This window comes from Vibrio cincinnatiensis DSM 19608 (assembly GCF_900167345.1).
GTDB lineage: Bacteria > Pseudomonadota > Gammaproteobacteria > Enterobacterales > Vibrionaceae > Vibrio > Vibrio cincinnatiensis.
On the sequence record NZ_FUXB01000009.1, the window covers coordinates 144,598 to 170,693 of the forward strand.

A 26,096-nucleotide genomic window follows, 5' to 3' on the forward strand; every position below is an offset into this window, starting at 1 on the left:
GCCTTATCGAGGTCTTTGCTAGGCCCGATCTCTTTCATTGAGTTTTGTCGTTTGAGGTTAACTTTGAAAAAGTTATTACTCGTACTGTTTATGCTAAGTCTGATTTCCTTATTTGTTGGGGTCGGACACCTTTCTTTTACGGCGTTGATCCAAGGAGATAGCATTGCTTGGCAACTGCTATGGACCAGCCGCTTTCCTCGTCTTTTGGCCGTGCTATTGGCAGGAGGCGGATTAAGCATTGCAGGCCTTATTATGCAGCAAATCAGCCAAAACCGATTTGCTGCACCTTCCACGTCTGGCACGATTGAATGCGCGATGTTGGGCTATGTGCTGAGCCTTGTCCTATTTGGGCATGGTGAAAGTTTACTGCTTATTTTTTCTACTGCGATGGTAGGGACGTTAGTTTTTGTCCAGTTTATTCAACGCATCCAATTTAAAAATGTAGTCTTTGTACCTTTGATCGGAATTATTTTTGGTAACGTTGTGCAATCGGCAGCCACTTTTATTGCTTATCGTTACGATGCGGTGCAAAACTTATCGGGTTGGGCGGTAGCGAACTTTGCCAATCTATTAAGTGGGGACTTTGAGCTTTTATACATTGCCATTCCTGTCGCTTTATTGAGTTATCTCTATGCGGCGCGAATTTCTGCGGTGGGGATGGGGAAAGATTTTGCGGTAAACCTTGGGCTTAACTACCAACAAATTCTGATTTTAGGCGTGTGTTTAGTCTCGGTCATGGCCGCATCAGTGGTGATGATTGTGGGACAGCTCCCCTTTTTGGGGCTCATTGTTCCCAATTTAGTTAGTTATTTTTACGGTGATAACTTGCGTAAAAATATTCCACGTACAGCCTTATTTGGCGCTTCATTGGTATTGTTGTGTGACATCATCAGCCGAGTGATTATTTTCCCCTATGAAATCCCAATTTCCATGATCATCAGTATTCTTGGCGGTATCGCTTTTATCTTGCTGATTTTAAGAGGGCCAAAATATGCAAGATAGAAGTAAAACCGGCTTGATGATCCTTGCTGCATTACTGGTTGCAGGAATGTTCATCGGTATGGGGTTAACCGCCGATAATTATCAGTATTTCTTATCACGGCGGATTCCAAAAGTGTTGGCGATTATGGTCGCGGGTATCGCTATTGCGCAATCCTCATTGGCATTTCAAACCATTACCCACAATCGTATTCTTACCCCGAGTATTATGGGGTTTGATTCCCTCTATTTATTAGTACAAGTGTTGGTGGTTGCGCTGTTTGGTAGCTTTAGCCATGTCATGTTAAATACTTACTGGAACTTCTCATTATCTGTAGTCGTGATGCTGCTGTTTTCCAGTTTACTTTTTACCTTTTATTTTCGTCGTCAACGCAGCAATATTATTATTTTATTATTGCTTGGTGTGATTTTAGGGCAACTGTTCTCTAACTTTTCCTCTTTTTTTATTATGTTGATGGATCCGAATGATTTTGCCGCCGTACAAGCCAAAATGTTCGCCAGTTTTAATAATGTTAATGTCAACTTAGTGTATGTGGTTTCTCCCTTACTTTTGTTCGTTAGCTATGGGTTATTTCGCCTGCATCGAATCTTAGATGTCTTTTGGTTAGATAATGATAATGCCATTAGTCTGGGTGTGGACGTAAAGCAAACAATACGCAATGTCATGTTGCTGAGTGCTATTTTGGTTTCAATTTCGACTGCACTTGTGGGGCCGGTGATGTTTTTCGGACTGCTTGTGACGAACCTTACACGCGAATGGCTGCGTACTTATCAACACCGAACCTTGTTAGTGGCGTGTTCTGCGATGTCTGTTGCCGCTTTGCTGGCGGGGCAGTGGGTAGTAGAAAACGTCTTTTCATTTGGCACTACCTTGAGTGTTATCATCAATTTTATTGGTGGTATCTATTTCCTCTCTCTTCTTTTGCGTAATAAAGTGGTATAGACCCGTATGATTCAATTAGATAAATTGACTAAATATTTTGGTTCTCAGGCAGTGGTTCATGAAGCAAGTGCCGATTTTGCCAAAGGGAAAGTGACGTCGATTATTGGGCCCAATGGGGCTGGGAAAAGTACATTACTTTCAATGGCTAGTCGTTTGATCTCCCGAGATCAGGGCAAGGTTTGGATTGATAGTCGGGAACTGGTGGATTGGGATACCAAAGCATTAGCCAAGCGGCTCTCTGTACTGCGCCAAGCGAATAACTTAACCATGCGTTTTACGGTTCGAGAATTGGTGGCCTTTGGGCGTTTCCCTCACTCTCAAGGGAAGTTAACGGCAGAAGATCAAGCGATCATCGATCAAGCGATTAATTACCTAGATATGAAAAGTCTAGAGCATCACTATCTGGATGAATTAAGTGGCGGGCAGCGACAACTGGCGTTTATTGCTATGGTGATGGCTCAGGATACCGATTACATTTTCTTAGATGAACCGCTTAATAATTTAGATATTAAACATTCATTGCAGATCATGACAACCATTCAGCGATTAGCTCATGAATTCAATAAAGCGGTGGTGGTGGTGATCCATGATATCAATTTCGCATCTTGCTACTCCGATGCCATTATTGCCTTAAAAAAAGGGCAGGTTGTTGCTCATGGTTCGGTGGAAGAGGTGATTCAAGAAAAGGTATTAAGTGAAATTTATGAAACCCCCTTTAGAGTTCTGGAGTTAGAAGGGAAGCGGATGTGTCTATACCACACCGCCTGAACGTATAATGTCACACCGCTTTCATCAAACCCACGACACCCCTATTTCCAAAGGCTTTTGAGATCATACCCTTGATGATGAAACCGAGAAACCTTCGTATTGGGTATGGCCTGTCTTTTTTATTATGTTACCCTCATGGGTGCATGAACGATGGAGAGGTGGGTAGCAATTTATTTCTCTACTCAAAAGAAATCATTCCTTGTTAAAGATCAACAAAAAAACCTTTCCATCAATAAAGAGCAAAACAAAAGTTGAAAGATTCAAAAATTATTGAATAATGGTCTGCATGAAATGGAGAAGCACAAGCTTCTAACTCTTAGTCGGAAACAGGATACTGCCCCATGTCGAACTCGTATGTGTTGGTTATCAACTCAGGAAGCTCCTCGCTTAAATTTGCCGTGATTGACTCAGCCACTGGCGAAGCATTGGTTACTGGTCTTGGTGAATGTTTTGGTCTTCCAGAAGCCTCCATAAGCTGGAAGTATCAAGGTGAAAAAACAGAGGAAGTGATTAACACCTCAGAAGATCACCATCAGTACGCAGTCAGCCGTGTGGTGAAACTGTTAGAAACCTTAGGGTTAAGTGCTCAATTTGTTGCTGTCGGACATCGAATTGTTGCTGGGGGAGAAACTTTTAAAGGAACCGTTAGGGTTACGGAGGCGGTGATTCAAGAGGTTGAGCGTTTAGCCGAATTAGCTCCTCTACATAATAAAGCGAATGCCATCGGCATGCGAGCGGCGATGGAAGCATTCCCTGAGCTACCCCAGTTTGCTGTATTTGATACCGCTTTCCACCAAACGATGCCAGCCAAAGCATTCACGTTCGCCTTGCCTTATGAATTGTACGAACAACATAAAGTCCGCCGCTATGGGGCTCACGGAACCAGCCATTATTATGTTAGCCGTGAAGCGGCGAAAATGCTTAACAAACCCGTTGAACAAAGCAATTTTATTACCGTGCATTTAGGCAACGGTGCTTCTGTCACTGCGGTGAAGCATGGTGAATGTGTGGATACCAGCATGGGGTTAACGCCACTTGCCGGTTTAATGATGGGAACACGGTGTGGTGATCTCGATCCTAGTGTTATTGAATTTTTATTCCGTAAAGGCTGGAAACAAGAAGCGCTCTTTGAAATGCTGAATAAAAAATCAGGGTTTTTAGGTGTTTCTGGAGTAACCAGTGATGCGCGTGGCGTATTAGAAGCGATGGAAAATGGCAACCCTCGTGCCAAGTTGGCTTTTGATATTTTCACTTACCGCGTTGCGAAATACATTGGCTCTTATATGGTGGCTATTGGTGAAGAAGTGGATGCCATTGTCTTTACCGGTGGTATTGGTGAAAACTCATTACCTATTCGCAGTGAAATTCTAAGCTACCTTTCTGTCTTTGGATATAAAGAAGACCCACAAGGCAATGCTGACGCACGTTTTGGCCAATCAGGCACAATCACGAGTTCAGGCTCAAAACTTGCCTTAGTGATTCCAACCAACGAGGAATTCGTGATTGCTCAGCAGTCAGTAGAAATGTTGTAACCATCAAAGTCAGTATATAAAAAGAAAAGCGAATCCAACGGATTCGCTTTTTTATGGATAAGAAGAAATGTCGGTGTATTTTTCACCGACTGATCGACGAAGTTAGATACTTTCAGAGCAGACTTGGTTACGACCGTTGGCTTTTGCCCGATATAAGGCTTTATCGGCACGGTGGAACGTTCGTTGGGTCGTTTCTCCCCGCCGATGTAAAGTAATGCCGATACTGACCGTTAAGCTTCTATCTCCAAGAATATCCATCCAAGGGAAGTTAGCGATCCGTTTTCTAAACGATTCGGCATGAACTTTCAGTTGCATTAATGAAATATCTTCCATAATGACGAGGAATTCTTCACCGCCGTAGCGCACGCAAGAAGCGCCATAGGGAATGAAATACGACGAAATTTCATTGGCCACGTTTGAGATGGCTTTATCTCCCACCAAATGACTCAGTTCATCGTTGATTGACTTGAAATGATCATCTATATCCACAATTAAAAAAGCAAAAGAACGTTCCTGTTCAAGTAGTTGTTCCAGCTTGCCATCTAACCAGCGACGGTTTTGCAACTGAGTAAGAGGGTCAATATACACATCTTTTTGTAATTGAGTCAGCATCTGTTTTTGCCTAACCGAAGACTCTTGCAGTTCTCTATACCGCTTCTCAGAAATAGAGAGTGTCAGTTTAGACTCAATCTGAGAGAGTTTTTTCATCACCTCGACACTTAAATAGTAAATCGGGGCTGTTTTAATTAAGTCAATTTCTATGGCTAATGCTTTTTCTTGATAAAATAACGCTTGTTCATGATTGTTATTGAGTTCATGAACATGGCTAAATGTCTCATAAAATTCTTTCAATAGTGCTGGAGAATGGATGTTTTTTACTCTTTTCTTTAAATTTTTTAAATAGAAATTAGCTAATACCGTCTGGCCAAGTTCGACTAAATAGTTTACTCGGTCTAAGTGTAAATGATGAGATACGGTACTATTGTTTTTTCTCTTTGTGGCGGTATTTAATAAACCAAAAACATTTAAAGCACCGTGAAAGTTCTTTTTCGCTCGATAAAGTCGAGATTTATAAAAAAGCAGTTGACTATTGAGTTCACTATTATGATTGAGAGTACATAAAGCCTCGCATTCGGTTAATAGATACTCAGCCGTTGTATATTGTTTTAATGCAATATTGCAGCAGAGAAGCCTTAGTTTATAGATGGTTAGAATCAAGCTGGATGTCAGAAGATGTTCTATTTTGCTGATTCTTTTATGGATAAGAATGGCCAGCGGATAGTCACCATAAGCTTCACAAAGCATACCAAGGGTGATAACTGATAATACATAATGAGTGATATAGCCATATTCACCAGAGAGTTCCGCATAGAGTGAACACTCCTCTAAGGCTTTTTCATATTGTCCATTTTCTATTAAACGATGAATTAAGTGAAACTTTGTCATTAAGATCGTATCAATATCATCCGATAATAGAGATAGTGCTTCATAAAGGCCAGAGATACTCTCTTCTAAGTTATTTATTTTAAGTAAAAACTCAGATTTTCCAATGAATGCTTTGGCTTTTTCTTCAGGGCTTTGTGCAATATGTTCTATGACATGATTCCAAAAATCAAGCCGATGTTCTTCTCGGATATTAAGAATATCCATTCCAGCTTGACTAATTTTGTTGAGCAATACATCCATCTTAATATTCTTCTAGTTCTTCAAGATTTAATGAGCCATCTAATTGTTCAATAGTAAAAGGAAAACTAAGCACATCTTGGTAAGAGACGGCCGGCTTTTCACCAATAAGTCCTTTTCTATCCCAAGGATATAACCGAAGTATCATTTTTATTTTTTTATATACGGTTTCTGCGCTATCTAAACCGAAGATCAACAATCCCAGCCTTTTATGATTCAGCCGAGAAAGAAAATCATTATTAACACATAAAGGGGAGATCAGTTTCTCACATTCGTCAATAACTCTAGGGTTATCATGATAAAACATGATCACCGAGTGAGCATTATTGTTCAGTGACGCTTTAAAAATCATCAACTTTTCCCACCAAGTAGTTTCGGAAATCAAGGTGTTAAGTGAGTTGTTATCACTGGCATGGTGTGACTTTAAATAGTTGATAGACTTTGTGATTCTAACGGCTAACTGGTTCTTTATTTTATAGTTTTTGTCTAAGTTATGGTTGTTTGTTTTACCTTTAACCACTTCTAAGGTATTGGTTTTATATTTTTTAAAGGCAGAGAGTGCCGCTTGGTAATCTTTCACTTCTTGATGGAGCTGTGACTGATAAAGGTAGATTTTGGCTAAGGATGCCTTATCATCCACTTTCATGGCGACGGCTTCAGCAATGTCTGATAAATAGAGTGCGCGAGCATGGTTATCACTGGCGAGGGCTATTTTTGATAAACAGCCTAATGCATGAATCCGAAGGTTGGTCGCACTGGTTGACATAGAAAGATTGTAGGCTTGAAACGCCGCGTTTTTCGCATCTTTAATTCGATTTAGCTTAAGAAGTGCTGAGCTTTTTAATAACCAGAGTTTGATATTCCAAGTTGGACATTGTTTTCCATCGACTTTTTCTTCTGCGAGATCAAGCACGGTTAACATATCAATATAATGATTGAGTTCAAAATAGCTTTTAGCGAGTAAAATATAGGCTCTGACTTCGAGTTTTCTATTCTTCGTTTTATTGGCAATTTGAACCGCTAATTCAAAAATTTCGATGGAACGAGCATACTCTTCTAATGAGAAAAGTACGTCACCAATACCGAGTAAACTTTCAATTTCTATTACCATATTATTGGTAAACATGGCTTTATCTAATGCATCTAGCCAATATTTTTTTGCGGTATAGTGCTGAGAGCAACTCAGTGCATTTAAAGCATATAAGTGCAATATTTCGGGAAGAATTTCATCATTATCTTGGTTATTATGGTAGCTTTCTGCTTCTTTGATTAACTCAACTGAAGGGTCATATTCTTCTCGTAACCAATGGACTCGAGCCAGAATGATTAAGGCCGTAATAATTCCTGAAACAAAGTTAATCTGTTTTGCTTGCAGCAAAAGTTTATTCGCTTCTAATAGTATATCCTCACTATTTGAGGTTTCTATCTGTGATTTTAGCCGTTCGAGATTTTGTTGTATCTTGTTCAAGACCTTATCCCCCTATCGCTATTCGCTGCGAAAAGCCTAAACAGCCATATAGGCTGTTTAGGCTTTTGCGTAAAAAGTGTTGAATACTATATTTTAAAAAAGGCAATTTTATCTTTTTGATCATTGGCTAAATGGGAAAGTTCATTACTTGCGGATGAACATTGAGATAAGCCAACAAAATTTTGTTGCACAATGTCAGAGATATTCATCATATTCTTGCTGATTTCACTGGTGACATTCGCCTGTTCTTCTGCACCAACGGCGACTTGTGTATTTGTGTCGTTGATAAGTGTCATGACTTGAATGATCTCTTGCATAGCGAGGTTCGCTTTTTCAGACAGCTTGTCATTATTTTCTAGCAACTGGATGCTGGTTTGCATGTTTTGGTTGGCTTGTAATGATTTATTTTGTAGCTGCTCAATAATGGTTTTAATGTCACGGGTTGACTTTTGGGTATTCACCGCTAGAACTCGAACTTCATCGGCAACCACGGCAAAACCGCGTCCTGCTTCCCCAGCTCGAGCGGCCTCAATGGCGGCATTGAGCGCCAGTAAATTGGTTTGTTCGGAAACATTGCTGATCATCTCGACCACATTGTTAATTTGTGTCGATTGCTCTTGTAATTCTTGAATAATGGCGGCTGCATCATGCAATACTTGAGTGATTTTTTCATTAGCTTGTTGATTTTCTTCGAAAATCTCTAAACTAATTTCTACTTTTTTACCCGCATTTCGAGTCAGATCATCGGCAGAAGCCGCGCTCTCACTCATGCTTTTGGCCATGCTTTCTAATTCGGTGGCAGCCGTTGCTACGGATTCAACCGCTAAAATCTCTTGTTGAGAGTTATTTTCTGACTGCACCATAACGGAGGCTAATTCTTGTGATGAAGATGCCACTTGATCACTGATCATATTAAGATCGCGCAAGGTATGTTGTAGCCGTTCGATGGTTGCATTAATGTCTTGGCTTAGGCTCGCAAGTTCATTTTTACCTGAGGTTTCAATACGTATAGAAAGGTTACCCTCAGAGACTTCTTGCATGGCTTGCTGAATCATTTGGGCTGGTTTTGCAATAATTCCGGCAACAAACCAAGCGAATATCGCAGCCAGAGCCAGCGCAATTAAGATAACGATAATGCCTTGATTCAGGGTTTGCGTGCTTTCGGCATCTAAGTCAACAATGGTTTGTAAAGCACTTTGGTTAATATCTTCAGAGAGCTGGTTAAACGCTTGAACGAGTCGATCCCCTGCGATGCGCAGCTCTTCAGATAAAAGCGTCAACTGCTTTTCATCAACATGGGTACCGTCAGCTTGGCGGGCTGCATTTAAGCTGAAGGTCGCTTTTTCGGTATAGGCTCCCATCGCATCATAGATATTTTGTAAATCATCGGCGTAGTGGGGGGCACTGAATGTGCTGTTTAGGCGTTGTGTGATAGTCAGAAAATCATTGTTGATTTTTTTTATAATAACGTCGTTTTTACTGCTATCGATTTGCCCGTAAGCTACATCAATACGTAACGGATAAAATAAGTCATCAATATCAGCAAGAGTATCTTTCTGAATAACTAACGTATTGACACTAGAGATTAATCTTTCATCTGATGCTTCTAATGCATGTCTTACAAACATAAGTACAGTGAATAGAATTAAAACAGAAAATAAAACAGGCGCAATGATTTGATTGCGAACAGAGATGTTGTTTAGTAATGGTCTTATATCCATTATAATTCTCGATAATTTGATGGAGGAAATTTCACCAGATACTACTGCTTTTCTCTTTTTCCTTCATGTAGGACAATTCTGCTTTTATTGTTTTGAGTGATGTTAAAGAAAATATTAAATATTTTTTATTTATATCATTCTTTATGAAAAGTTATCTATAATGATTGGTGGGTAGGAAAAATCTCAAAATTGATTTTTTGGGCAAGAAATCAATAAATTCAAAGTGGGAGTCACTTCAAGGTGATTGACTTTAGAATCGCATTAAATAGAATGATTTCAGTAAGCCTAGTTAGGCCAGACTGTACTTTCAACCTTCATTGGTGATGCATTTTTGTGAAAATTAGCATTAAAACACTCTTATCTATGGTCTTGTTATTATGGGGCGTGACTGCTTATGGGAACGTACCGGAGAACGAGAGTGGGAGTGATAAAATCATCATACGTTACTCGGCATGGGAAAATACCTTTCCAATGTTTTTTCGCTTAAATGATCATGAATTAGATGGGTATTTAGTTGATATTGTTAACCTTTTAAGTAGTCGTACGGTATTATCATTTCAATATATTGAAAGCGCGAATGAAGAGACTCCTATCCATTTGTTAGAAAATGGAACGATTGATATGCTTCCATTGGTGATCCGTGGTGTCAATATTCCTGATTGGATGTACGTCTCTGAACCGTATTTGACGATAAGATATATTAATGTCGCCTTTAAAAATGCACCGATTAATCGTTCAGGCACTCGTGGTGTTCTGCTTTCTGAAAATAATGCCTATGAATTTGTTCGTGAAATTATTTTTGGTGTGAATTCTAAGGCTTATACTAGCCTAGATCTCTTGATTGGTGATTTGAAGAGTGGTGCGATTCAAAGCGCCTATATCCGAGAAGACATCCTTAACTATATTCTGGCTCACCCAGAAGAGGCTCGATTCAGTATTCTTTCGGGAAATGAAAAGAAAATTGAATTTTCCGTTGCGATTCACCAAGCACGAAATGACTTGAAATTATATATTGATGAAATGTTAAATAATATTTCTCAAGATGATGTCCTTCGATTAAAAAATAGCTACGCTCCTATAAAAGTGATTTATGGTTATGATAAGCGATCCGTCTCTTACTTATTTATTGGTGTGTTATTGGGAACGGTGTTACTGGTTGCTATCTTTTTTCTTTGGCACCGAAATATCAAGTTGGTATTAGCGTTTAAGCGAAAAGAGATCCAACGGAGTAGAAATGAATTATTATTTTTACAACGTATGGTTGATGCGTTACCCAATTTAGTGTGTATTCATGATGCAAACCACCGTTTATTACTCTCTAATTACGCTTTTACGGAAGGTAACCTAGGATTAGATTGTACCTATCGTGGTAAATTGTCAGAAGAAGAAGTCTGTAGCCATCAAGATTTAGATGAAGTCCTTGTTCATCATCGGTCGAGTCGCCGAGAAATCACGATTGAGCGAGAAGGAGAGCCGACCATTATTCTGGATTGCTATCGCACCGCGATTGCCAGTACGGAGAGTTCAGACAAATATGTATTAACGGTGATGAATGACATCACTGAATTCAAGAATCAGCAGCAAGAACTGTTAATAGCGAACGACATTGCTCAATGTGCGGTGGCGTCAAGAGAACGTTTTTTAGCCAGTGTCAGCCATGAATTGAGAACTCCGATTGCTGGTATGGTTGGGCTAGTAGAAATGCTTATGCAAAAAGAGAAAGATGAAGACTCTCTTATTATGCTCAACAATGTGATGACTTCGGCTCGTCATTTACACTTATTAGTCAACGATATTTTAGATTTTTCAAAATTAGAGGCTCAACAATTCGAACTCGATATTCGAGAAAGTTTTGTGTTAAGAGACATTGGGGAACTATTACGGGTTCATTGCCGAGCGGCGCAAGAAAAAGGGTTGGCGTTCCATTATTGATTGGGTTCCTACTCATATCCAAGTTGTGATGATTGATTCATTACGGGTGGCCCAAATCATCAATAATATTCTTTCTAATGCGGTGAAATTTACCCGTGTTGGAGAAATCGCGGTGGCGATTTCATTGAGTGAACAGTCTCTGGATTTTTGTTTTACTGATACCGGTGAAGGCATGAGCCCTGAGCTGTTGGAGAATGTCTTTAACCCCTTCGTTCAGGCCGATTCCAGTATCGCAAGGCGCTATGGTGGAACGGGGCTTGGTCTGGCGATTGTCCATGATCTGTTGCAAGTCATGGGTGGGAAGATTTCTATTGAGAGTACTTTAGGTAAAGGCACCACGATTCAGGTGATGATCCCACATCAGAGAGTGCGCCACTATCCTGATCACATTGAGGGCGTTACGGTATGCTATTCCGGTACTAATCGTTCTGTGCAAGCGTGGTTGGCGATTTGGAGTGGGCAACAAACGCTCTGTTCGTGCACATCTAAAAACAATTGTATCGCTATTTGGGATGATGCATTGCCTGAGGGAATGGATACTTCCAGTGATTTGCATGTGGTGCTGCGAAAAGCGTTACCCACTTTTCGAACCCGTGATGAGCAGTCCATCGCTATCAGTTCGGAGCCATTTTTTGCTGATTTGCTGTATGACATTTTAGTGAATGCCCATGAAGAGGTTGCGGGTGAGCGAGTTATCCCTGATGCCCTAAAAGGCCGTATTCTTGTCGCCGAAGATAATCCCATTAATCAGTTGGTGATTCGGCGTCAGTTAGTTTCATTGGGATTAGCGGTGGAAGTGGTTAATGATGGGTGTGAAGCGTATGAACGGATAAAAATGGATCCCGAGTGTTGTGATTTATTGATTACCGACTGCCACATGCCACATCTCGATGGTTATGAGCTTGTTCATCAATTGCGAGAAACCATTCCCGCTTTTGCGGATAAAGCCATTATTGGCTGTACCGCAGAAGATTCTCGAATTACCGCGGAGAAGGCCTTAGCATTTGGTTTTGATGAGATATTGTATAAACCCTATGGATTATCTCGGTTACATCAACTGCTCTCTAAGTATTTACCTTCCTCTGAGCCTTTATCTGAAGAGGGGGAATCGGGAATATTAACCTGGTGGGACCAATACGATGCCAATGATGCGATTATGCTGGTCGACGTCTATATTGATACGATGAGCAGTGACCTAGAACAGTTGCGCCTTGCTCAACATGATCCTAGCACCTTGCATCACATTGCTCATCGTATTAAAGGTGGTGCGAGTGCAGTAGGGGAAGAGAACGTCTATCGATGTGCCAAAGCATTAGAAGCATTGACGGAATCAGAGGGGGCTGCGTATACGGAATCTTTTGAATGCCTCGTCACGCTCTTAGAACATACCCTTGTTGCTGCGAAACAGTGGTTAATGAAAAACAAAGGTTAATGAAAATAAAGGTCAATGAAAAACGGTGGGTAACGGCAAACAATGGTAGTGCCAAACCACGGTAGTGCCAAACCACGGTGAATCAAGCGATGTTATCCGCGATAAGGTGACTCTGTTAGCGTTCTGTCACTTCGTGGCTTGAAGGCTTTCATGTTAGAGAAAGTTATGCTATCAAGCAGTAAAATCATGAGATGGTGGTTTTATGAGCGTTAAGCCCAGCTAAGTGACCTTAGTTATGGCATTGTTAATATCATGCTAAAAGATGAAAGTGCGTTTAGTCATTGAAAGGAATCGAAGAGGGTAAACTGGGAAACCTACGCATTTTGGGAGTCGTAGGTCGTAGATAGAACGACATCAATAGCATGTTTTGATTACTTAAGGTAAGTGAATGACTGAACAAGAAATGAAGAAGGATTTAACCTGTTTAATTATAGATGACCATGCACTTGTGTGTGTGGCTATTAAGCAGTTATTAGAGAAAGAAAATTATTTTTCAAATATTATTATTAAGCAAAATCCTACTGATGGTATTAAATATATTCGAAATTTTGATGTGGATTTTCTTATTTTAGATGTTAATTTCTTTGACTATGATGGATTTGATTTATTACGTCGAATTAAATTTCATGGATATCAAGGTAAAACTTTAATCGTGTCAGGTAATGATACGAAAATCTATTCTGACACTGCTTTTCGAGTGGGGGCTGAAGGCTATGTAAGTAAGTCTGAAGACCTTTCTACGCTCGTTGATGCCGTGGAGACTATTCTCAATGGTTATACTTATTTTAAATCGGAAGTAGATAGAAAATCGCCTGTTGTCACTTTATCTAAGCAAGAGCTTGCTGTTTTCCGTTTTCTGGTCGATGGTAAAACGAATAAAGAAATTTCAACTATCTTGTCGCTAAGCCCTAAAACCATTAGCACTTACAAAACAAGAATATTAGAAAAATATAAAGTAAAATCAATCATAGAATTGATGAACTTAAGAGATAGCGTATTATAATATATTTGGTTTTTTTGATTAAATTTTAAATAGTTTTATCAGGGAGATGGAAATCTCTACCTGATTTTTATTTTATTCATGATGACAGGTGATATTTTTAATGGGTATGAGGAAACAAGTAATTAAAGCCACGAAAGTGATCGTTGCTGATGACTCATCACTTGTATTATCAAATATTAAATTGTTATTACGAGAAATAGGATTTTCTTCTCAAAATATTTATACGGCAAAAGACTCAAAATCCCTGATTAAAATTCTCAGCGAAGAAAAAATAGAACTGATTGTTTGTGATTTTAACTTCGGAGATGATATGAATGGAAAGCAGATTTATGAGGAAATTCAATATCTTGGTCTAACCCCGCCTTGGTGTACCTTCATTATGTTGACCGGAGAAAAACAAGGTGACACGGTTAAATCGATAGTGGACATTGAACCGGATGACTACATTGTCAAACCCTATTCTGTTCATTTGGTGAAAAATAGAATCTTGCGCGCTTTTTACCGTAAGCTTGCCTTACGGGAAATGTACACGATTCCATTAGATTCCAGTGCCGAAGATATTATTTCTATTTTTGAGTTTACCATCGCTAAGAACCCGCAATATGAAAGTTTTCTCAAACGTTTAGCGGGTGAATCTTTATTGAAATTTGGATACAGCCATGAAGCAAAAGCTCTCTTTCTTCGTTGTTTACAAGAAGGGGATCACCTCTGGGCTATGTATGGCTTTATCAATTCTTGCCTAGTCAATGGCGACTATAATGATGCTTTTTATTACTTGAATGAATGGGAAGAGCGAAACCTCAGACGTAGCCCTAAACTGCATGAATGTATGGCCAAATTATATTTGGTTAAAGGGGATTCGACTTTAGCTTTTGATGAAATAAAAAGTGCATTTGACAAAGCCCAAAATATGGATCGCCTGTTAAATTTCGCCAGAATATGTGAAGTGAATGGTGTTTTTGATAAAGCGTATGACCTTTTTGCGATGTATCGCTCCATGTCCCAAGGCACGTATCGAGAGTCACTCGTCAACAATTTATGGTTAACCCGTGCAATTTTATTTAGGACACAGTTAGACTCTCCCGATAAATCGAAGGTAATGCGGATTGTAAAGAAAGAGATACGTGAGATGGAGCTGGGACAAGAGCTGTCGGTGGATTTAAGCGCTTATCTTCCTTTGCTGGATATGCATGGTGACTGGGTTATGGGAAGTTATCGCCAATTTCGAGAGAAACTTTATTCTGCGGTAAAATCCATTTCTTCTGCCAGCCTTGATGTCCAGATTTACTGCGCTCGACTCGCATTGTTAGGGCAGCAGGTTGAACTGTGTTATTCACTGCTTAAAAAAATTTCTCCGCTGACGCTCACAGATACAGAGTTTGAAACATTATTACCTCATGCTCAGGTAACCGCGCTGTTGAATGAGTGCCAGAGCATACAGATTGAAACGAAAGAGAACTGGCGTCGGTTTAAGAACCTTTTACAAGAGAACCGCGTACAAATGTTACGACATGCACTGGATTGCTTCCACAAGAGAAGCCAATGTCCTCAAATGGCATTAATGATGCTTAAAGCCATGGAGTATGGTTTTCCGCCATCATTGAGTGCGAGTCGTTTGAGAGAAATGATTTTTAGCTGTGAGCAAACCATTGAAACTTCGTATATCCTAAGTAAAGAAGAGATACTGGCTGCTCGTCAGTCTTTACATAAAGTCAAAGTGTTATTCAACGCAAAATTAGCACAATGACATCCTTTGGTGGCTTATTCATCGTTTAGGTGAATTGTAACCTTGTTGTCATTTTTCTTAGGAATAATTCCATGCTATCTAAGACGGTATGGATTGTCCTAACATTCAAGTATCAATCCATAATACCTTTTTTTGATGGAAGTGGTAGCGCTGTTAACTTCACGTTTTCAGTGGTGAGCCGTTGCTTAGCGCTTCTTTCATCGTGTTTGGTATTCGCCGTCGATTTTTCTGTTTTCAATAGCGATGATCGGCATGTTTAAATTAAACCAAGTCAAAATCAGTACCCGTTTATTTTGTTTAAGTGCGTTACCTATCATTAGTTTGCTGATGGTGCTTTTTCTCTCTTTTCAAGTGGCGCAGCAAAAAGATCGTTTATTTGATCGCCTGTATCAGCAGCATTTGTTGCCTCTTAGTGACATCCTCGCTACTCACTCTCTGCTTAGGCAAACGGGCCTCGATGATTTAAGACGTTATCGAACGGGGTGGGCTAGCCAAAATGAAACGGTAGAAAAGATTGAAAGCGTGTTAGCTCAAGTTGGAGAACGCTGGAGTGCCTATCAACAGCAAAGAGGAGAGGCCGTTGACCCATTGAACCAACAAGCGGATGAACAATTAGAGAAAGCCATTCAACTGTATCAGCAATGGATATCCCGAGCGGGCACCGATGCCATAACCGTTCGGATCCTCAATGAATCTACGTTTAATAATGAAATCAATCAGGTGCTTGTTCCATTAGGTGAAACCTTGAATCAATTGGTGAATCAGCAGATTGGTATGGCGGGTGAAGTACAACAAGAAGCGGCGAGTCTTACTCATTCGATGGTCCAATTTTATCTGTTTGGTGGGGTGGTTTGGGTTGCTTTGTTAGTGTTATTGGGTTGGTTTATCCAGCATTCCATTCAGCAACCACTACGCCAATTACGGGAAGGGATACGACAATTAGCTCACTCTTCTGATTTAACGACACAAGTTGTTGTGCAAGGTCGAGATGAGATTGCCCAAACGGCGCTGGCATTAAATACCATGGTGAACCATTTTTGCCATTTGATTATTGAGATTGAGAATAAGAGTGTTGAGTTAAGACAAAATGCGAAGCGTATGCTGGTTGTTAGTGAAACGGTTGAATCGAAATCCAATAACCAATCTTTACAAACGGCAATGGTGACCCAAGCCATGGAAGAGATGAGCCAAGCCATTAGTGCGGTCAGCCAACATACACAACATGCACAAACGGTGATCATTCAAGCCGATGAACTGAGTTTGCAAGGAGCGAATACCGTGCAGCAAGCCAGTACCCGGATCAAAAGTTTAGCAAGTGTGATTGAGCATTCGGCACAAATTATTCGTCATCTCCATCAGGAATCAGCCGAAATTGCTCAAGTATTAAGTGTTATACAAAGTATTGCCGAGCAAACGAATTTGCTGGCTCTCAATGCGGCGATAGAAGCCGCGCGAGCGGGAGAAGCAGGGCGAGGGTTTGCGGTGGTGGCTGATGAAGTCCGCAATCTATCCGGTAATACAGAAAAAGCCACCCGTTCTATCGGTGATGTGCTCTCTCGTTTACAGCAAGGAGCGGATAATGCGGTAAAAGCCATGCAGTCAGCGAATGTACAAGCGTTAGAAAGTGTGGATTTTTCTAATCAATCAGAAGCGGTCTTAACTCATATACGGCAGGCCTTTGAAGATATCGCCCAAGTTAACCATTCCATCACTACCGCCAGTGATCAGCAAGCCTCGGTTGCTCATCAAACCAAGCAAAGCATCCATAGCTTAAGTGGTGATACTTTAGAGTTAGAGCAACAGGCGAAGCAAGCCCGTGAAGTCAGCGAAGTGCTGAGCCAAGCCTCTGGTGAGTTACGAGAGAAGGTTCACCACTTTGTGACGGCGTAAATGAGGCCTTCTCTTTTTTATTTAAGCGATCAAGAAAGTTTGGGAAGTTGCTTTTTTTCCACTTTCTTGGTGGTTTTTTCAGGAGCTTTACTAAGCATCACAACCGGACGAACGATAAATAAGTTATTAGGGTAAAGGATTCGGTGACCTTCGAGGGTTTCTAATACGACATTGAGTAATGTCATATCGATAATTTTCCCTTCAATAAAATTACTGCCATCAATCACCCGTACCCATAAGCCAATCCGACAGTGATTTTGGACAAATAGCGCTAAAAAAGAGGTGACATTACTCAGTAAAGACCAACTGGCAAATAATCCGACACCCAATAAAGCGAATAAAGACGATCCGACGACCAAAAGCCCACGTAATTCCACTCCCCACATCATCATAATGGTCAACAGACAGAGGATCAGTAGTAATGCTTTAATGAGCCATCTGGCCCGTTTGATTCGATGGACATCTTCTTGGCTTCTTACCGCTTTGTCTAACAGCCGTAAACTAATGAAAACCAGCTTAGGGTAGAGCAGTAACATCAGTCCGGTGAATATCCATTGATAATAATCAGGTAATAAATAGAGGTAGTCCATAATGCTTACTGAAACGGGATTTTTATCAAAAGATAACGGAAATTCCATCAATGACAACTAGAAATTATGCATGTGGAAAGTCAGGTGGGGCAGTGGTGTGACATGGTGATGCTTATTCTCCCTAGGCTAACGGGTATTGGGTGGTGGCAAAGAGGGTTTATTGAGCGTTAATTGAGAAGATTCATCAGCGAGATCAGAGGTTGTCATCATGTTTGATAGACGCTGTAGCGAAGAAAGCAGCAGGGTCTGTTCCCAGCCATCCAGCGACTGAAAACGTTGAATAAAATCACGCTGCATGAGCTGTGGAGCCGTTTCTAGCAAGGCTTGTCCGTGGGTGGTGAGCATGGCATGTACCTTTCTTTTATCATGAGTATCTCGTGTGCGTACGACAAGCTGCCGTTTTTCCAACCGGTCTAGAATGCTGGTGGCCGTCGCTTGGCTCATGTTGGTGGCTATCGAAAGCTGACGAATGGTCACATTGGGTGACGTGTTAATGGCTCGCATCAGTAACAGCTGTGGGCTAGTGAGGCCAAAGGTTTTATTTAATTGTTTTGAATGTAGATCAATCGCGCGAATAATTTGCCGCATTGAGACGAGTACTTCTTCATGAATATCCAAAATTTCCTCCATAAGGAAGAGGCTGCCCAAGCAGCCTCTATCATCGACTATTGCGCCGCTTTTTGGGCGGTTTCTATCCAGGAATTAAATAAAGCCTGATTGGCTTTGATCCAACCATTGGCGTGAGACTCAATGTCTCGGGCAGAGTTTTTCCCCTGACTCATCAGCATGTTTTGTGCGCTGATGTCATTGATACTGAGCTTCATGATTTCAAACAATTTCGCTGCCGCTGGATTTTCCATGGCAAATTGTTTATTTGCCATGATGTTCATGGAATTAATCGGGAAACCGTAGTTTTTGCCATTGGGTAGGGTGGTATCGATCTCCTTTTGTGTTCCTGGTAGTGCTGAGAATGGCACTTCGAGCCAAACGACATCTTTGCCCGGAACCAAAACTCCACTCACCCAGTATGGTGTCCATGTGTAGTAAAGAATGGGGTCACCTTTTTTATAGCGAGAGATGGTATCGGCGATAATGGCCGCATAGTTGCCTTGATTGTGTGTCACCGTATTACGTAAGCCAAAAGTATCGAGCTGATATTCCACCACACTTTCACATCCCCAGCCTGGATTACAACCGGTTAAGTCCGCTTTTCCGTTGCCATTTGCATCAAAGAGCTTAGCAATGTTGGGATCGTTGAGTTGCCCCATATTGGTGATGTTGTATTTCTCGGCGGTTTTTTTATCAATCAGGTAACCTTGCGCGGCACCTGAGATATAAGTGCCTTTACGATAAAACTTCTCATCACCACCAGCGGCAAGGTATTTATCATCGTGCAACGGCTGCCAGTTCACGGCTAGGTATGTGGCATCGCCTTCAGCGATTGAGGTATAGCCGACGTTGTAATCGACTTCTTTGGTGGGTAAAACGGTATAACCCAAAGCTTCCATAGCCTTATTGACAATTAAAGTCTGGAAGGTTTCTTCAGCAACCGTAGATTGCACTGGTTGCACGGTAATCCCTTCGCCGGGAAGTTTGGCCCATGCAGAAGCTGATAAAGTCGCGCTGACGGTCAGCCCAGTGGTGAGCAGCGTCTTCCATGCGTTATTCATTTCTATTCTCCTAGTGTTTTATTTCCATCAAGTGTTTTTTTGGGCTTAAGTTGGTACACAAGTGAGGCGGGCCCTTTTTCGTACCAACGCGTTTTTTTATCTCGGCTATTAATTCCGATGGTTTGAGTGAGCCTATCGAGTAAGATCGCAAGAATGACAATACCGAGCCCCCCAACGGCTGCGAGCCCCATATCAAGGCGGCCAATGCCGCGTAACACCATTTGTCCTAACCCCCCCACGGCAATCATTGAGGCAATCACCACCATGGAGAGGGAAAGCATCAAGGTTTGGTTAACCCCGGCCATAATGGTTGGCATTGCCAGTGGTAGTTGAATTCGATAGAGCATCTGTTTCGGGCTCGCCCCAAAAGCGTGTCCCGCTTCAATCAGTTCTTCAGGGACTTGCTGAATGCCTAAAATGGTTAAACGAACAATAGGTGGAAGTGCAAAGATGATGGTGACAACCACCCCGGGGACGTTACCAATACCAAATAGCATCACTATCGGAACTAAGTAGACAAATGCAGGGGTTGTTTGCATCGCATCCAGCATGGGGCGAACCACCTTCGCTGCTGTTTCACTGCGAGCCAGCCATATCCCCGTGGGCAGCCCGATAAGTAGACAGAAAAATACGGATGTCATTACCAGAGCAAGGGTGATCATTGCTTCATCCCAAGCACCGATAAGGCCAATCACCAGCAGAGAAACGAAAGAGGCGATTCCCAAACGTCGGCCTGCGAGCTGCCAAGTAATGAGTAATACTATCAACAGCATGATGGGTGCAGGGGTTGAAATCAGGGCGGTTTGAAATGAACTTAAAATGAAATCAATAGGGACACGAATGGCCTGAAAGAGTGGACGGCCATGCTCTACTAACCCATTAATGGCGGTTTCTACCCAGTGATCAAAAGGAATATGGGCCTCTTTAAATGGGTGCAACCAGTCAAAAGGTTCAGTGGTGACGGGAGCGGCATTAAGCCAATCATTCCCCGCTGTAGCACTTGACGTGGTTGACCATGGGTCGTTACTGACTGTTTGAGCCGCCGCTCCCCAAGGGTCTGCTGATTCAGCCGCGACATGACTTGTTTCCGTAGTCATCATTATTCCCTATCTAAAGTTTGCAGTAATCGTGATTTAGTGATGACGCCAAAATAATGCCCTTGCTCATCCACAACGGGGACAGCGTAAGGAACGCTGGCAACTTGGCTGATCAACTCTCCGACAGAAACATCGGGATGGATGGTTATGGTGTCGGGTAATAAAGCGCTGCTGAGTGAGCGTTGTTCTTGCTTGGCGGTTTTTAATGAATCCAGTGAAACGATGCCGGTATATCTATTGGCGCGATCCACCACAATGCCAAATTCTCGATCATTATCTAGGAGCAATTGCAGTGCGGTTGCCGGACCATCGTTGTCATGTTTTTTAAAGACCGCCGCCGGTTTTTTACGGGCGATATCTTTTGCACTGAACACGCTAGCGACATTGACGCCACGGAAAAAGGAACTGACATAATCATTCGCGGGTTGGTGCAAAATTTCATCGGGTGTACCGACTTGCACGACCACACCATCTTGCATGATTGCGATGCGATCCCCTATGCGCATGGCTTCATCTAAATCATGGGAAATAAAAACAATGGTACGTTTGTCATCATTTTGTAGACGAATCAATTCATCTTGCATTTCACTACGAATAAGAGGGTCAAGGGCGGAGAAAGCCTCATCCATTAATAAAATATCGGGGTCGTTAGTCAGTGCTCTGGCGAGTCCAACCCGCTGTTTCATCCCACCAGAAAGCTCATCGGGGTAGGAATCACAGTACGCTTCTAATCCGACACGTTTAAGTGCTGAGCGAGCAATGTGCTGACGCTCTTTTTCATCAATACCGGCCAGTTCTAGGCCAAAAGCTGTGTTTTCAATCACAGTCATATGTGGCATGAGGGCAAAGTTTTGAAACACCATGGAAATACTTTGACGACGAACGGTTCTCAGCGCTTTATCTGAGATTTTGGCAATATCGTTACCTTTGAGTAAAACACTGCCCTGAGTAGGTTCAATTAAACGGTTTAATAATCGTACAAGGGTTGATTTTCCGGAGCCTGAGAGCCCCATAATGACAAAGATCTCTCCTTCATTAATCGATAACGACACATCTTTAACCCCGACCGTGAGGCCGGTCTGTTCAAAGATTTGATCTTTGTCCAGCCCTTTTTCGATCAGGGGGAACGCTTCATCCGGTGCTTCTCCAAACACCTTATAAAGGTTCTTCACTTCCAGCATAGTTGACATCTTTCATATCCTTTCTATTTGTCAATATGACACAATGAAAATTGATAATATGAATAGAACACTAAACATTGATTAGCGGTGTTTCAAGCTAAAATTTGTACTGTTTATGGTGATATTTAGGATAACTTTTTGTTTTTTAATAAGAATAAAAAATTCAAAAAAGTCATTTTAATTTGAGGTAGAATGTTTCGAGTAGGATGAAGTATTTGCGATTAAATACGGCATATAAACCTGTTTAGCGTCATAAAGCATAGGACGTTAAGCCGAACCGATAAGATTGAGGAACGTAACGCGTGCGACGATTTTGGATGATGCTGTGTGGAGCCATTGTATTGTGTAGTAGTGTGGTAAAAGTGCTAGCTCAAGAGGACATTCCCTATTCTGAATCCCCACTATTAGATAGACCCTTGGTGGAACGTTATATTTTAGATGAACTAAGAGCGTTACGTCAGGATCAGCAAGATTTAGAGCGTCGGCTAACGATTCAAATCACCGATAGGGAGTTGGCGGTTGCGGATAAATCTCTCAACTACTCTAATGTAACGGTGACCTATTTTTTCTATGTGATTGCGGGGGTAGCTTCGCTGGTGGCTTTAATTGGTTGGCAGTCATTAAGGGAAGTGAAGCATAACACTCGGGAAATGGCCGATAAAAAGCTCAATAAAATTGCTCAAGAGTATGAACGAAAATTTGTGGCTTTAGAGCGTGATCTTAAACGCAAAAGTAGCATTATCAGTGAAAACAACCGAGAAATTGAAATTATTAATGAAATCCATAACTTATGGTTACGTTCACAGAATGTTCAAACCGCTGAGCAGCGAATCGAAGTGTACGATGAAATACTTAAGATTCGCCCTGGCGATTTAGAGGCGTTAACTTATAAAGCCGACGCGGTGATGGAAATGCAAGAATATCATTGGGCCATGAGTTTATGTAATCGAGTGCTTGAGTTGGATGAAAGTAATGGCCCTGCACTTTATCAGCGAGCGTGTGCTTATGCTCGTTTAGGGGCAGAAGATCAGGCGCTGGAAGATATTCAGCGAGCCATCGATATTAGCCCTTCACTCCGTGATTTGATTGCTGATGAACCGGACTTTGAGTCCTTATATGGTAATAAACGCTTTGATGCACTCATCAGTAGCAGCACCAGTTAATAAGCCCAGTGAATAAGCTATTGAAGAGGAATCCATTTGTTCCTCTTCTTTATCGCTATTTCTGTCGTATGCCTAGAAGTTTGACTCATAACCAAGTGTTGTCTTGACGATAAATTATTATCATTAGACACACCCTATCTTTTCACGGATAAAGCGCGTGACATTCAGGGTGTCAGGGGGGGCGGCCCACATTGAGCTGTCACTACATTCTCTTTGTTTTTGTGAGACATGAAGTGGAAAAATCATCCAAGCTGGATCGTGTTCGTTCAGATTATAACGTTCATTACTGGAGCCAAGGTTTTTATGGCATTAATGATCAAGGAGAAGTGTATGTTTCTCCTCGAAAAGATCGAGCATACCCAACGGCATTAAGTTCGATCGTTCAACAATTAGAAGCTCGTAACCTTAACTTACCGGTCCTTGTGCGTTTCCCACAAATTTTGCACCAACGCGTTCACAGTATCTGCGATGCTTTTAACCAAGCCATCGAAGAGTGCGATTACCCGAATCAATATTTGTTGGTTTATCCAATCAAAGTCAACCAGCAAAAAGAAGTGGTGGACGAAATTCTCGCCAGCCAAGCTGAGTTAGAAACGAAACAGTTAGGTCTTGAAGCTGGAAGTAAACCAGAGCTTTTAGCCGTACTGGCAATGGCTCAACAAGCCAGTTCAGTGATTGTGTGCAATGGCTATAAAGACAGAGAATACATTCGCTTAGCATTAATTGGTGAAAAACTCGGCCATAAAGTTTTCATTGTGTTAGAAAAACTCTCAGAGTTGGATCTGGTGCTTAAAGAGGCGAAAAGCCTTGGCGTTAAACCTCGCTTGGGGCTACGCATTCGCTTGGCGTCACAAGGGGCTGGGAAATGGCAGTCGAGTGGTGGAGAAAAATCAAAGTTTGGTTTAGCTGCGGCACAAGTTTTAACCGTTATTGATCGTTTAAAAACAGAGCAGCAGCTAGACGCTTTACAACTGGTGCATTTTCACCTTGGTTCACAAATGGCCAATATCCGCGATGTGAGAAATGGGGTGAATGAAGCGGCTCGCTTTTATTGTGAATTAAGAGAGCTGGGCGCACATATTGATTATTTTGATGTGGGCGGCGGTCTGGCGGTTGATTATGACGGAACACGTAGCCAGTCTTCCAACTCTATGAACTATGGTTTGCAGGAGTATGCTCGTAACATTGTGAATGTTGTGGCGGATATGTGCAGCCTTTATGAGCAACCGAAACCCATCATTATTTCTGAGTCTGGTCGTTCTATTACTGCTCATCACGCGGTATTAATTACCAATGTGATTGGTACCGAGGCTTACAGTCCAGAGACGATTTGCCAACCGGAGGACGATGCCCCGTTATTGATGCAAAACATGTGGCGCAGCTGGGAAACGTTACGAGAAGGGACGGATGCCCGTGCGTTAATCGAAATTTACAATGATACGCAAAGCGATTTATCAGAAGCGCATACTTTATTTGCTTCAGGTGTGATTAATCTGACGCATCGAGCTTGGATGGAACAGCTATCGCTGCGTATTTATCATGAACTGCGCTTGAAAATGAGTACAAAAAACCGTTTTCATCGCCCGATTTTAGATGAGCTACAAGAGCGGTTGGCGGATAAGTTTTTTGTGAACTTTTCACTTTTTCAATCGTTACCGGATGCATGGGGCATCGATCAGGTTTTCCCCGTCTTACCCCTTTCTGGTTTAGAGAATGTTGAAGATCGGCGAGCAGTGATGTTGGATATTACTTGTGACTCAGACGGTGCGATTGAGCAATATGTCGAAGGGCAGGGTATTGAAACCACCTTACCGGTTCCCGCTTGGTCTAAAGATACGCCCTATCTGATGGGTTTTTTCTTAGTCGGAGCTTATCAGGAAATTTTAGGTGATATGCACAACTTGTTTGGGGATACTCATAGCGTTGTGGTTCATATCGATGATCAAGGCGAATCAGAGATTACCTTTGTGAATGAAGGGGATACGGTAGAAGATATGATGCGTTATGTGCATATTGATGTCGATGCCATTCGTACCAATTACCGACAGTTAGTGAGCCTGCGAGTCGCTGAGCAAGAACAAGCAACCGTATTGGCTGAATTAGAACAGGGCCTGAGTGGCTACACCTATTTAGAGGATTTTTAAATGAATGATTTGTTTACGAAAACTGATTATTCACTCTACTCCAATGCGATGACCTTTGTCCGTCGCCCTTATGTGAGAAACCCCGTAGATACAGAAGCGGATGTGGTTGTGCTTGGGGTTCCGCTGGATATGGCGACCTCTGGTCGCCCAGGTGCCAGAATGGGGCCAGATGCGATTCGTCGCGCATCGGTGAACTTAGCGTGGGAAGGTAAAAAATTCCCTTGGGAATTTAATTTATTTGAGCAAACCAAAGTTATTGATGCTGGCGATTTAGTCTTTGATTGTGGTGATGCAGAAGATTTTACTTACCGCTTAGAAGCCGCTACCAATGAAATTGTGAAAAGTGGTAAAACGCTACTCGCATTAGGAGGTGATCATTTTATCACCTTACCTATCCTGCGTGCTTATGCAAAACACGTTGGTGAAATGGCGCTCATTCACTTTGATGCTCATACCGATACTTATGCTAATGGCAGTGCTTATGATCACGGAACGATGTTTTACCATGCCCCAAAAGAAGGGTTGATTTCACCAAAGCATTCGGTACAAATTGGTATTCGGACGGAGTATAAGCAAGAAGGGCATGGTTTTAATGTGATTAATGCGATGCAAGCCAATGATATGTCGGTCGAGGAGATTGTGACTCAAATCCGGCAGATAGTGGCGGATAAACCCGTCTATTTGACTTTCGATATTGATTGCCTTGATCCCGCTTTTGCTCCCGGAACGGGAACACCAGTGTGTGGTGGTTTAAATTCCGATAAAGTGTTAAAAATTATCCGCGCACTTAAAGGGATTAATCTGGTTGGGATGGATGTGGTAGAGGTTTCTCCTCCTTACGATCAGAGTGATGTGACCGCCCTTGCTGGCGCAACCATTGCTTTAGAATTGCTGTATGTCTGGGCATCTCGTCCAAAAAGCGACTAATACCAGATAAATAAGACTTGAACCGAGCGATAAATTGCTCGGTTTTTTTATGATGGTCATTGTGCTTTTGGTATGAAAAATATTCAAATAAAGCGCTTTTTCTATGTAATATGATCAATGGTACAGATTGTTACGTTCATTTACATAACGGCATGAGTCTGTGAAGAAAAACAAGGTAACCTTAGGGCACATTAGTGATGTCTTTG

20 protein-coding genes are annotated in these 26,096 nt (G+C 41.7%); 12 read left to right on the top strand and 8 right to left on the bottom strand.

The annotated features are described in order from the left end of the window. The first annotated feature begins 63 nt into the window (after window positions 1–63). The 4 genes from vctD to B5D54_RS10130 all read left to right on the top strand — a co-directional run bounded on the left by vctD (window position 64) and on the right by B5D54_RS10130 (window position 4,242). A complete protein-coding gene (gene vctD / locus B5D54_RS10115) occupies window positions 64–1,002 on the top strand; it encodes an iron chelate uptake ABC transporter permease subunit VctD (protein WP_115173876.1) in 939 nt (312 codons plus the stop codon). Beyond that, on the top strand, window positions 992–1,942 hold the full coding sequence (vctG, locus tag B5D54_RS10120) for an iron chelate uptake ABC transporter permease subunit VctG (RefSeq protein ID WP_078926422.1): 951 nt from the start codon (window positions 992–994) through the stop codon (window positions 1,940–1,942). The genes vctD and vctG overlap by 11 nt, the downstream gene beginning before the upstream one ends. Window positions 1,943–1,948: 6 nt before the next feature. Then, window positions 1,949–2,710, top strand: coding sequence for an iron chelate ABC transporter ATP-binding protein VctC (vctC, locus tag B5D54_RS10125; RefSeq protein ID WP_078926423.1), 762 nt, complete (start codon window positions 1,949–1,951; stop codon window positions 2,708–2,710). Window positions 2,711–3,051: 341 nt separating this feature from the next. After that, the gene (locus B5D54_RS10130) at window positions 3,052–4,242 is read left to right on the top strand and encodes an acetate/propionate family kinase (RefSeq protein ID WP_078926424.1); all 1,191 of its coding nucleotides are present in this window, start codon (window positions 3,052–3,054) and stop codon (window positions 4,240–4,242) included. Window positions 4,243–4,344: 102 nt separating this feature from the next. Here B5D54_RS10130 and B5D54_RS10135 read toward each other — a convergent pair whose 3' ends face one another. From B5D54_RS10135 to B5D54_RS10145, 3 genes are all read right to left on the bottom strand, one after another. Beyond that, on the bottom strand, window positions 4,345–5,928 hold the full coding sequence (locus tag B5D54_RS10135; protein ID WP_078926425.1) for a GGDEF domain-containing protein: 1,584 nt from the start codon (window positions 5,926–5,928) through the stop codon (window positions 4,345–4,347). 1 nt (window position 5,929) lies between these two features. Further along, on the bottom strand, window positions 5,930–7,393 hold the full coding sequence (locus B5D54_RS10140; protein WP_078926426.1) for a tetratricopeptide repeat protein: 1,464 nt from the start codon (window positions 7,391–7,393) through the stop codon (window positions 5,930–5,932). An 86-nt stretch (window positions 7,394–7,479) separates the two neighbouring features. Further along, window positions 7,480–9,114 (bottom strand): methyl-accepting chemotaxis protein, encoded by a 1,635-nt coding sequence (locus B5D54_RS10145; protein ID WP_078926427.1) that lies wholly within the window; start codon window positions 9,112–9,114, stop codon window positions 7,480–7,482. Between the two features lie 333 nt (window positions 9,115–9,447). On the opposite strand from B5D54_RS10145, the gene B5D54_RS10150 reads away from it, so the two are divergent. The 5 genes from B5D54_RS10150 to B5D54_RS10170 all read left to right on the top strand — a co-directional run bounded on the left by B5D54_RS10150 (window position 9,448) and on the right by B5D54_RS10170 (window position 17,118). Continuing rightward, window positions 9,448–11,046 (top strand): hybrid sensor histidine kinase/response regulator, encoded by a 1,599-nt coding sequence (locus tag B5D54_RS10150; protein WP_078926428.1) that lies wholly within the window; start codon window positions 9,448–9,450, stop codon window positions 11,044–11,046. Further along, entirely contained in the window at window positions 10,982–12,478 is a 1,497-nt protein-coding gene (locus B5D54_RS10155; RefSeq protein ID WP_139364778.1) for an ATP-binding protein, read from the top strand. Before B5D54_RS10150 ends, B5D54_RS10155 begins: the two co-directional genes overlap by 65 nt. A gap of 388 nt (window positions 12,479–12,866) precedes the next feature. Beyond that, window positions 12,867–13,481 carry a response regulator transcription factor gene (locus B5D54_RS10160; protein WP_238096365.1) on the top strand — a complete coding sequence of 205 codons (615 nt, stop codon included), beginning with the start codon at window positions 12,867–12,869 and terminating at the stop codon, window positions 13,479–13,481. A gap of 106 nt (window positions 13,482–13,587) precedes the next feature. Next, window positions 13,588–15,228 (top strand): response regulator, encoded by a 1,641-nt coding sequence (locus tag B5D54_RS10165; protein ID WP_078926462.1) that lies wholly within the window; start codon window positions 13,588–13,590, stop codon window positions 15,226–15,228. Window positions 15,229–15,480: 252 nt separating this feature from the next. Beyond that, window positions 15,481–17,118, top strand: coding sequence for a methyl-accepting chemotaxis protein (locus B5D54_RS10170; RefSeq protein ID WP_158116440.1), 1,638 nt, complete (start codon window positions 15,481–15,483; stop codon window positions 17,116–17,118). 29 nt (window positions 17,119–17,147) lie between these two features. Here B5D54_RS10170 and B5D54_RS10175 read toward each other — a convergent pair whose 3' ends face one another. From B5D54_RS10175 to proV, 5 genes are all read right to left on the bottom strand, one after another. Beyond that, window positions 17,148–17,708, bottom strand: coding sequence for a mechanosensitive ion channel domain-containing protein (locus tag B5D54_RS10175; protein WP_078926463.1), 561 nt, complete (start codon window positions 17,706–17,708; stop codon window positions 17,148–17,150). A 126-nt stretch (window positions 17,709–17,834) separates the two neighbouring features. Beyond that, complete coding sequence (locus B5D54_RS10180) at window positions 17,835–18,326, bottom strand: MarR family winged helix-turn-helix transcriptional regulator (RefSeq protein ID WP_078926464.1); 492 nt, start codon at window positions 18,324–18,326, stop codon at window positions 17,835–17,837. A gap of 47 nt (window positions 18,327–18,373) precedes the next feature. Then, entirely contained in the window at window positions 18,374–19,378 is a 1,005-nt protein-coding gene (proX, locus tag B5D54_RS10185) for a glycine betaine/L-proline ABC transporter substrate-binding protein ProX (RefSeq protein WP_078926431.1), read from the bottom strand. 2 nt (window positions 19,379–19,380) lie between these two features. Beyond that, complete coding sequence (proW, locus tag B5D54_RS10190; RefSeq protein WP_078926432.1) at window positions 19,381–20,475, bottom strand: glycine betaine/L-proline ABC transporter permease ProW; 1,095 nt, start codon at window positions 20,473–20,475, stop codon at window positions 19,381–19,383. A gap of 2 nt (window positions 20,476–20,477) precedes the next feature. After that, a complete protein-coding gene (gene proV / locus B5D54_RS10195) occupies window positions 20,478–21,665 on the bottom strand; it encodes a glycine betaine/L-proline ABC transporter ATP-binding protein ProV (protein ID WP_078926433.1) in 1,188 nt (395 codons plus the stop codon). 311 nt (window positions 21,666–21,976) lie between these two features. Here proV and B5D54_RS10200 point away from each other — a divergent pair, with 311 nt between their 5' ends. From B5D54_RS10200 to speB, 3 genes are all read left to right on the top strand, one after another. After that, a complete protein-coding gene (locus tag B5D54_RS10200; RefSeq protein ID WP_407835077.1) occupies window positions 21,977–22,819 on the top strand; it encodes a tetratricopeptide repeat protein in 843 nt (280 codons plus the stop codon). A gap of 233 nt (window positions 22,820–23,052) precedes the next feature. Next, on the top strand, window positions 23,053–24,963 hold the full coding sequence (speA, locus tag B5D54_RS10205) for an arginine decarboxylase (protein ID WP_078926435.1): 1,911 nt from the start codon (window positions 23,053–23,055) through the stop codon (window positions 24,961–24,963). Then, entirely contained in the window at window positions 24,964–25,890 is a 927-nt protein-coding gene (speB, locus tag B5D54_RS10210; protein WP_078926436.1) for an agmatinase, read from the top strand. Window positions 25,891–26,096: the final 206 nt, after the last annotated feature.

Excerpts from the sequence above, each read along its gene's own strand:
- vctG (WP_078926422.1), top strand. The coding sequence starts at position 992 with ATGCAAGATAGAAGTAAAACCGGCTTGATGATCCTTGCTGCATTACTG.
- vctC (WP_078926423.1), top strand. The coding sequence starts at position 1,949 with ATGATTCAATTAGATAAATTGACTAAATATTTTGGTTCTCAGGCAGTG.
- B5D54_RS10130 (WP_078926424.1), top strand. The coding sequence starts at position 3,052 with ATGTCGAACTCGTATGTGTTGGTTATCAACTCAGGAAGCTCCTCGCTT.
- B5D54_RS10135 (WP_078926425.1), bottom strand. The coding sequence starts at position 5,928 with ATGGATGTATTGCTCAACAAAATTAGTCAAGCTGGAATGGATATTCTT.
- B5D54_RS10145 (WP_078926427.1), bottom strand. The coding sequence starts at position 9,114 with ATGGATATAAGACCATTACTAAACAACATCTCTGTTCGCAATCAAATC.
- B5D54_RS10160 (WP_238096365.1), top strand. The coding sequence starts at position 12,867 with ATGACTGAACAAGAAATGAAGAAGGATTTAACCTGTTTAATTATAGAT.
- B5D54_RS10165 (WP_078926462.1), top strand. The coding sequence starts at position 13,588 with ATGAGGAAACAAGTAATTAAAGCCACGAAAGTGATCGTTGCTGATGAC.
- B5D54_RS10170 (WP_158116440.1), top strand. The coding sequence starts at position 15,481 with ATGTTTAAATTAAACCAAGTCAAAATCAGTACCCGTTTATTTTGTTTA.
- B5D54_RS10175 (WP_078926463.1), bottom strand. The coding sequence starts at position 17,708 with ATGGACTACCTCTATTTATTACCTGATTATTATCAATGGATATTCACC.
- proX (WP_078926431.1), bottom strand. The coding sequence starts at position 19,378 with ATGAATAACGCATGGAAGACGCTGCTCACCACTGGGCTGACCGTCAGC.
- proW (WP_078926432.1), bottom strand. The coding sequence starts at position 20,475 with ATGACTACGGAAACAAGTCATGTCGCGGCTGAATCAGCAGACCCTTGG.
- proV (WP_078926433.1), bottom strand. The coding sequence starts at position 21,665 with ATGTCAACTATGCTGGAAGTGAAGAACCTTTATAAGGTGTTTGGAGAA.
- B5D54_RS10200 (WP_407835077.1), top strand. The coding sequence starts at position 21,977 with ATGCTGTGTGGAGCCATTGTATTGTGTAGTAGTGTGGTAAAAGTGCTA.
- speB (WP_078926436.1), top strand. The coding sequence starts at position 24,964 with ATGAATGATTTGTTTACGAAAACTGATTATTCACTCTACTCCAATGCG.